The 6000-nt window shown below is 63.4% G+C and carries 4 protein-coding genes and 1 pseudogene; 3 read left to right on the top strand and 2 right to left on the bottom strand.

Annotated features, from left to right (window positions below; genetic code table 11):
• Positions 1-458 precede the first annotated feature (458 nt).
• Positions 459-793 (bottom strand): annotated as a pseudogene (locus tag CD04_RS25400) (type II toxin-antitoxin system RelE/ParE family toxin).
• Positions 738-1016 carry a hypothetical protein gene (locus tag CD04_RS0121185; protein ID WP_011342941.1) on the bottom strand — a complete coding sequence of 93 codons (279 nt, stop codon included), beginning with the start codon at positions 1014-1016 and terminating at the stop codon, positions 738-740. Before CD04_RS0121185 ends, CD04_RS25400 begins: the two are co-directional and overlap by 56 nt.
• Positions 1017-1254: 238 nt before the next feature.
• Here CD04_RS0121185 and CD04_RS0121180 point away from each other — a divergent pair, with 238 nt between their 5' ends.
• The 3 genes from CD04_RS0121180 (at position 1255) to CD04_RS0121170 (ending at position 5610) form a co-directional block, all read left to right on the top strand.
• Positions 1255-1848, top strand: coding sequence for a recombinase family protein (locus CD04_RS0121180; RefSeq protein ID WP_012435588.1), 594 nt, complete (start codon positions 1255-1257; stop codon positions 1846-1848).
• A complete protein-coding gene (locus CD04_RS0121175; protein WP_012077404.1) occupies positions 1845-4874 on the top strand; it encodes a Tn3 family transposase in 3030 nt (1009 codons plus the stop codon). The genes CD04_RS0121180 and CD04_RS0121175 overlap by 4 nt, the downstream gene beginning before the upstream one ends.
• A 106-nt stretch (positions 4875-4980) precedes the next feature.
• A complete protein-coding gene (locus CD04_RS0121170) occupies positions 4981-5610 on the top strand; it encodes a DNA-binding protein (protein WP_031410464.1) in 630 nt (209 codons plus the stop codon).
• Positions 5611-6000 lie beyond the last annotated feature (390 nt).

The raw sequence follows: 6000 nt of genomic DNA, 5'->3' as shown, positions 1-6000 counted from the left end.
CCTGACAATCCGCCAAGGGCCAATGTCTGCGCCGACGAAAGCAAATAATCGTGTATCCATTTCAATCTTTCATGTGTGAATGTTTCTAACTCTTGCAGCTTCGAAGAACCTATCTGCCGATCCCGTGCTTGTGCATCATCGCCTCCGCGCAACTGCGACGACCGCCGCAGCATCACATGAACTTTCGAATCGAAACTGCTGAAGCGACCTACGCGGACGTACGGCCGCAGTCTGTGCGCTGCCGGACGGAGCGCTGCAATTGCGCCTACTGGCAGGCTGTGAGTGCGCGGATGGGCCAGCGACTCCCTTCATAGAGGAGCGAAGCAGGTCAGAGACACTATTGAACGTCCGCTACCGGAAGATGCTTGACCGTCCGCAACTGGCCGCCTGCCGCCGACCGCGGTCTGGCTCGAAAGCAGTCTGTCAACGCGCCGTTTCATTGTTGCCATGATCATATCTTAATCGCGCACAGGCGGCCACAGGCGGGCAGTATGAACCAGCGTCAGTATCCACACCGTTTCGCCGTCGATCTGATACACCAGGCGATAGCTTTCGTGCGGGATCAACTCGCGGGTCCGGGAATCTTTCCCGGCTTGCCCAGCATGGGGTGCTGGATCAAGCGGGCGGCCGCGTCGCTGAAAATCTCATCCATCCGGGCCGCCGCGCGCGGATTGTCGGCTGCGATGTAGTCCCACACATCGGCACGGTCTTGCTGCGCTTCGGCGTCCAAACAACCCTCACGCCTGGCTCGCCACACTGGCACGCCGTGCGGCGAATTCGGCCTCAACTTCATCGTTCGACCGCCCCAATCCAGCGCGCATCGAAGCCCGGCCGGCTTCGACCTTGCGGCGCAGGAACTCGTCGTACTCGCGCGACTCGCGCTGGCGCTGAACGAACTCGCGCATCAGCTCGCGCAGCACTTGCGACGCCGGGCGATGGGCCGCCTCGGCTTCGGCCATAAACTCGGCGCGCAACTCAGGCTCCAGCTTCATCGTGAAAACGGCTTGTTTTGACATGATCGGGGCCTCCTGCCACTTGATACTAACAAAGTATATACGCCGTCATTACTAAGCGCTATTCACAGAACGCTGCAAGGCGGGCGTGCGCTAGGCCAAGGCCTGTCGGAAAACATTTGTTTTTCGACAGGCCTTCAACGGTCCTCTGCACCAACCTCCGAGTGGCCGCAAAATTGTGCGGAAAACTCTGTCGCCAGACGCTACCATACGGAAACCTCGTCTTAATGGTTTTCCGCTTATGTTGGTAGGTTACATGCGCGTGTCGTCGGACTCCGACCGCCAGAGCACGAACTTGCAGCGCGATGCGCTGCTCGCCGTCGGCGTCGATGCGCGGCATCTGTTCGAGGATCATGCTTCCGGCGCGAAGGACGACCGCGCGGGCCTGGCGCGGGCGCTCGAATTCGTTCGCCCTGGCGACGTGTTGGTCGTGTGGAAGCTCGACCGGCTCGGCCGTTCGTTGTCGCACTTGCTCGCCATCGTGACCTCGCTCAAGAAAAAGCAGGTGGCGTTCCGCTCGCTGACGGAGAACCTGGATACCACGACGCCCTCGGGCGAGTTTCTGTTCCAGGTGTTCGGCGCGCTCGCGCAGTACGAACGCGCCTTGATCCAGGAACGTGTCGTCGCCGGTCTGGCTGCCGCCCGCAAACGCGGCCGGATCGGCGGCCGGCCGCAGGCGATCACCGGCGAGAAGCTGGAGGCCATCGTCGCTGCGCTCGATGGCGGCATGTCCAAGGCGGCGGTGTGCCGCAACTTCGGCGTCAAGCGAACCACGCTGATCGAGACCCTGGCACGGGTTGGTTGGACGGGCTCTCGTGGAGCGTCATCGCGATGACGACCAAGAGCGAACGATTGACCGTCCTGTCGGACGCCGAGCAGGAAGCCCTGTACGGCCTGCCGGACTTCGACGACGCCCAGCGGCTGGAATACTTGGCGTTGACTGAAACCGAACTGGCGCTCGCCAGCAGCCGGCCTGGTCTCCATGCCCAGGTCTATTGCATCTTGCAGATCGGTTACTTCAAGGCCAAGCATGCCTTCTTCCGCTTCGACTGGAGTGAGGTCGAGCACGATTGCGCCTTCGTGCTGAGCCGCTACTTCCACGGCGAGTCCTTCGAGCACAAGCCAATCTCCAAGCACGAGCACTACACCCAGCGCGAGTGGATTGCCGATCTGTTCGGCTACCGGCCGTGGGCGGCCGAGTTCCTGGCGCAGCTCGCGCAGCAGGCCGCGCAGACCGTGCGGCGCGACGTGATGCCGGGGTTCATCGCCGCCGAGCTGATCGTCTGGCTAAACGAGCACAAGATCATCCGGCCCGGCTATACCACCCTGCAAGAGCTGGTGAGCGAAGCCCTGTCCGCCGAGCGTCGGCGGCTGGCTGGCCTGCTGTCGGAAGTGTTGGACGAATCGGCCAAGGCCGCGCTGGGTCGGCTTCTAGTGCGTGACGACACCCTGTCGCAATTGGCGGCGCTCAAGCAGGACGCCAAGGACTTTGGCTGGCGTCAGATGGCCCGCGAACGCGAAAAGCGCGCCACGCTGGAGCCGCTGCACCGGATCGCCAAGGCGCTGCTGCCCAAGCTCGGCGTCTCGCAGCAGAATCTGCTGTACTACGCCAGCCTGGCGAACTTCTACACCGTCCACGATCTACGCAACCTGAAGGCCGATCAGACCTACCTCTACCTGCTTTGCTATGCCTGGGTGCGCTACCGGCAGCTTTCCGACAACCTGGTCGATGCGATGGCCTACCACATGAAGCAGTTGGAGGACGAAAGCAGTGCGGGCGCAAAGCAATCCTTTGTCGCCGAGCAGGTGCGCCGTCAGCAAGACACACCGCAGGTCGGCCGCCTGCTGTCGCTTTACATCGACGACAGCGTGCCCGATCCCACGCCGTTCGGCGATGTGCGCCAGCGCGCCTACAAAATCATGCCCCGCGATACGCTGCAAACCACCGCGCAGCGCATGAGCGTGAAGCCGGTGAGCAAGCTGGCTTTGCACTGGCAGGCGGTGGACGGCCTGGCTGAGCGCATCCGCCGCCATCTTCGGCCGCTGTATGTCGCGCTCGACCTCGCTGGCACTGATCCGGGCAGCCCGTGGCTCGTGGCGCTGGCCTGGGCCAAGGACGTGTTCGCCAAACAGCAGCGCCTATCGCAACGGCCGCTCGCCGAATGTCCAGCGGCCACGCTGCCGAAACGCTTGCGACCGTACCTGCTGACCTTCGATGCCGATGGCAAGCCGACGGACCTGCATGCCGACCGCTACGAGTTCTGGCTGTACCGCCAGGTCAGGAAGCGCTTCCAGTCGGGTGAACTCTACCTCGACGACAGCTTGCAGCACCGGCATTTTTCCGACGAGCTGGTTTCGCTGGATGAGAAGGCCGCCGTGCTGGCGCAGATCGACATCCCGTTCCTGCGGCAGCCACTCGATGCCCAGCTCGATGCGCTCGCGACCGAGCTGCGCGCTCAGTGGCTGGCCTTCAACCGCGAGCTGAAGCAGGGCAAGCTGACGCACCTAGAATACGACAAGGACACGCAGAAGCTGACATGGCGCAAGCCCAAGGGCGAGAACCAGAAGGCGCGCGAGAAGGCGTTCTACGAGCAACTGCCGTTCTGCGACGTGGCCGACGTGTTCCGCTTCGTCAACGGCCAGTGCCAGTTCCTGTCGGCGCTGACGCCTTTGCAGCCGCGCTATGCGAAGAAGGTCGCCGACGCCGACAGCCTGATGGCGGTCATCATCGCGCAGGCGATGAACCACGGCAACCAGGTCATGGCACGCACCAGCGACATCCCGTACCACGTGCTGGAGAGCGCCTACCAACAGTACCTGCGCCACGCAACGCTGCACGCGGCCAACGACTGCATCAGCAACGCCATCGCCGCGCTGCCGATCTTCCCGTACTACTCGTTCGACCTCGATGCACTGTACGGTGCCGTCGATGGTCAGAAATTCGGCGTCGAGCGGCCGACCGTGAAAGCGCGCCACTCGCGCAAATACTTTGGGCGCGGCAAGGGCGTGGTCGCCTACACGCTGCTGTGCAACCACGTGCCGCTCAACGGCTACCTGATCGGCGCGCACGATTACGAGGCCCATCACGTGTTCGACATCTGGTATCGCAACACGTCGGACATCGTGCCGACCGCGATCACCGGCGACATGCACAGCGTCAACAAGGCCAACTTCGCTATCCTGCACTGGTTCGGCCTGCGTTTCGAGCCGCGCTTCACCGACCTTGGCGATCAGTTGAAGGAACTCTACAGTGCCGACGATCCGGCGCTGTACGATCAGTGCCTGATCCGGCCGGCCGGGAGAATCGACCGCGATCTCATAGTCAGCGAGAAGCCGAACCTCGACCAGATTGTCGCCACGCTCGGACTGAAGGAGATGACGCAGGGCACGCTGATCCGCAAGCTATGCACCTACACCGCGCCGAACCCCACGCGGCGCGCGGTGTTCGAGTTCGACAAGCTCATCCGCAGCATCTACACGCTGCGCTACCTGCGCGATCCGCAACTGGAGCGCAACGTTCACCGCTCACAGAACCGCATCGAGTCCTATCACCAGCTACGCTCAACCATCGCCCAGGTCGGCGGCAAGAAGGAATTGACCGGGCGCACCGACATCGAAATTGAGATCAGCAACCAGTGCGCCAGGCTGATCGCCAACGCGGTCATCTTCTACAACTCGGCCATCCTCTCGCGGCTGCTGATGAAGTACGAGGCGAGCGGCAACGCCAAGGCGCACGCTCTCCTGACCCAGATATCGCCGGCGGCCTGGCGGCACATCCTGCTGAACGGGCATTACACCTTCCAGAGCGACGGCAAGATGATCGACCTGGATGCGCTCGTGGCGGGGCTGGAGCTGGGATGACGGAAATTTCGGCGGTTCTGGCTTAGAACCCCGACCACGACCTTTGTTGTATTTTGTAGATTGTAGTATGATACATACTATCTATTACGCGCTACAGGAGATTCCCATGGCCATCACCGCCGAACAAATCTGGGCCGCCGCCGACGCCCTCGACGCCGCAGGCCAGTCGCCGACCCTCGCCGCCGTGCGCAAGGCCGTCGGCGGCGGCAGCTTCACGACTATCAGCGAGGCCATGGCCCAGTGGCGCACGCGCAAGGCCGACAAGTCCACGCCGTTGCGCGAGCCCGCCCCACCCTTGGTGATGGAGCGCCTGGCCGAGGTCGGTGCCGACATATGGGCCGCAGCGCTCGACCTGGCTAACGCGCGCCTGAACAGCGAGCGCGAAGCGCTGGAGGCCGCGCGTGCCGAGCTCGAAGCAAGTCGCTTGGAAGCCGCTCAGTTGGCCGATCAGCTCACGGTTGAGGTGGAGGATGCCAAAACCCGCCTGGAGGCCCTCACGGCCTTGGAAAGCGCCCTGCAAACTCAGCTCGGCGAGATCAAGCAGGCCCTGGCCGCCGAGAAAGCCGCCAGCAAGGTGTTGAGCAAAGACCTCGACCAGGCGCGCGACGCCGCGGCCACTGCGCGTGAGCAGGGCATCAAGGTTCGCGAAGAACTAGCGGAGATGCGCGGCAAGCTGCAGACGTTGCAGCAACAGAACGCCGAGCTGCTCGAGCGTCTGCCCACGGCCGGCAAGTAGGTGGCGCGGTTCAGCCTGGTGCCGCCCGCCGAAGCGCGGGCGCTGCTGGCCTGCGCCGCCCCGATCCTTGTAGACGCGGTTCTGGCCGCGCGCGGACCCTCTGCGACGCGGCCGCGCGGCCGCGTCGAGTTCGTCGCACGCCATGCTGGTGGTGAGCGCACCGGCGAAGCATTGCGCATGCCCAGCTGTACCCCCACCGGCCTGGCCGCCGCGCATGAAAAAACACCCAGGCAGCTTGGAGGCTGCACTGGGTGTGTGGATCATCAACAGGCACAAGGCCCGATTATCTCAATCTCGAGGCAAGCCTCGACGTGGCTTCAAAGCCTTCTCACGGCTGCAAGCAGCCTCCTTCATGCCCGTAGGCAGGCTGGGCGAGAGCCAATCACGCTG

The sequence above is a fragment of the Thiomonas sp. FB-Cd genome (assembly GCF_000733775.1).
Taxonomy (GTDB): Bacteria; Pseudomonadota; Gammaproteobacteria; order Burkholderiales; family Burkholderiaceae_C; genus Thiomonas_A.
This window is presented reverse-complemented; position numbering and strand designations above follow the sequence as displayed.